Raw genomic sequence first — 2,344 nt, 5'->3', positions numbered from 1 at the left:
GGGGGGACCACCCTCCAACCCTAAATACTACCCAGTGACCGATAGCGTATAGTACTGTGAAGGAAAGGTGAAAAGAACCCCGGGAGGGGAGTGAAAGAGAACCTGAAACCCTGTGCCTACAAGCACCTAGAGCACGTCAAAGTGTGATAGGGTACTTTTTGTAGAACGGTCCGGCGAGCGATTGTACGTAGCAAGGTTAAGGTCTTAAGGACTGGAGCCGAAGCGAAAGCAAGTTTGAAAAGGGCGATAAGTTACGTGCAATGGGCCCGAAACCGGGTGACCTACCCATGATCAGGCTGAAGTGGAAGTAAAATTCCATGGAGGGCCGAACCGACCTCCGTTGAAAAGGCGGCGGATGAATTGTGGGTAGCGGAGAAATTCCAATCGAACTCGGAGATAGCTGGTTCTCCCCGAAATAGTTTTAGGACTAGCCTCATTTTAGATACCTGGAGGTAAAGCACTGAATAGCCTAGCGGCCGAGAGGTTAGCGAAGCTTATCAAACTCAGAATGCCAGAGTATTGATGAATGGGAGTCAGACAGTGTCAGATAAATGTCATTGTCAAAAGGGAAACAGCCCAGATCTACAGCTAAGGTCCCAAAGTCAGGTCAAGTGGAAAACGATGTGAAGATACGCAGACAACCAGGATGTTGGCTCAGAAGCAGCCACTCATTTAAAGAGTGCGTAATAGCTCACTGGTCGAGCGTCTTTGCGCGGAGAATTTAACGGGGCTAAACCTGACACCGAAGCTTAGGCAACATCGCAAGATGTTGGGTAGGGGAGCGTTGTATGAGCGGCGAAACGGTAGCGTGAGCGGCCGTGGAGTTCATAGAAGTGAGAATGCCGGAATGAGTAGCGCGAATGCAGTGAGAATCTGCATGGCCGAAAGCCTCAGGTTTTTGGAGGAAGGTTCGTCCGCTCCAAGTTAGTCGGGAGCTAAGGTGAGGCCGGAAGGCGTAGCCGATGCACAGACGGTTGAGATTCCGTCACCACCAAAAGAGTTAAGCATGGGGACACATCTGAAGTGTTTGAGCCGGGAGTTGGTTCCGGTAGTGATCGAGGGAAATAAGTACCGAAGTCAAGCATGGAGGGTGGCGAGAAAAGCCATGTGTATTTCTGAGGTGCCCGTACCGCAAACCGACACAGGTAGGTAGGAAGAAGATTCTAAGGCCAACGGGAGAAGGGTTGTTAAGGAACTCGGCAAATTGACCCCGTAACTTCGGGAGAAGGGGTGCTGCAGAGATGCAGCCGCAGAGAAACGGCCCAAGCAACTGTTTACCAAAAACACAGGTTTGTGCTAAATCGAAAGATGACGTATACGAGCTGACGCCTGCCCGGTGCTGGAAGGTTAAGAGGAGATGTGAGAGCATTGAATTGAAGCCCCAGTGAACGGCGGCCGTAACTATAACGGTCCTAAGGTAGCGAAATTCCTTGTCAGGTAAGTTCTGACCCGCATGAAAGGCGTAATGATTTGGGCACTGTCTCAACAGCCCGCCCGGCGAAATTGTAGTACCGGTGAAGATGCCGGTTACCCGCGACAAGACGGAAAGACCCCATGGAGCTTTACTGCAGCCTGATATTGGGTTTCGATGTTGCATGCACAGGATAGATGGGACACTGGGAAGCAAGAGCCTTGGCTTTTGTGGAGTGGACGTTGGGATACCATCCTTGTGATATTGGAATTCTAACCAGCACCTCTGAATCGAGGTGGGGGACATTGTCAGGTGGGCAGTTTGACTGGGGCGGTCGCCTCCAAAAAAGTAACGGAGGCGTTCAAAGGTTCGCTCGGCTTGAACGGAAATCAAGCGAGAGAGTGCAAACGCAGAAGCGAGCCTGACTGCGAGACTGACGGGTCGAGCAGGAACGAAAGTTGGAGTTAGTGATCCGGTGGTATGTGAGTGGAAATGCCATCGCTCAACGGATAAAAGTTACCCTGGGGATAACAGGCTGATCTCCCCCAAGAGTCCACATCGACGGGGAGGTTTGGCACCTCGATGTCGGCTCATCGCATCCTGGGGCTGTATTCGGTCCCAAGGGTTTGGCTGTTCGCCAATTAAAGCGGTACGCGAGCTGGGTTCAGAACGTCGTGAGACAGTTCGGTCCCTATCTGTCGTGGGCGCAGGATATTTGATGGGAGCTGTCCCTAGTACGAGAGGACCGGGACGGACGAACCTCTGGCGCACCAGTTGTTCCGCCAGGAGCACAGCTGGGCAACTATGTTCGGATCGGATAAACGCTGAAAGCATCTAAGCGTGAAGCCGACCCAAAGATAAGATATCCCACTAAGTAATTAGGTAAGATCCCTTGAAGACTACAAGGTAGATAGGCACAATGTGTAAGTGGAG

1 rRNA gene is annotated in these 2,344 nt (G+C 51.7%); it reads left to right on the top strand.

Going from position 1 to position 2,344, the window contains the following annotated elements:
* Nucleotides 1–2,344 (top strand): 23S ribosomal RNA (locus B5G28_RS14120); the annotation flags it as partial.

It is taken from the genome of Faecalibacterium sp. An77 (assembly GCF_002161315.1).
Classification (GTDB): Bacteria; Bacillota; Clostridia; order Oscillospirales; family Ruminococcaceae; genus Faecalibacterium.
Note: the sequence above shows the minus strand (reverse complement) of the source record. Positions and strands in the feature narration are given on the sequence as shown.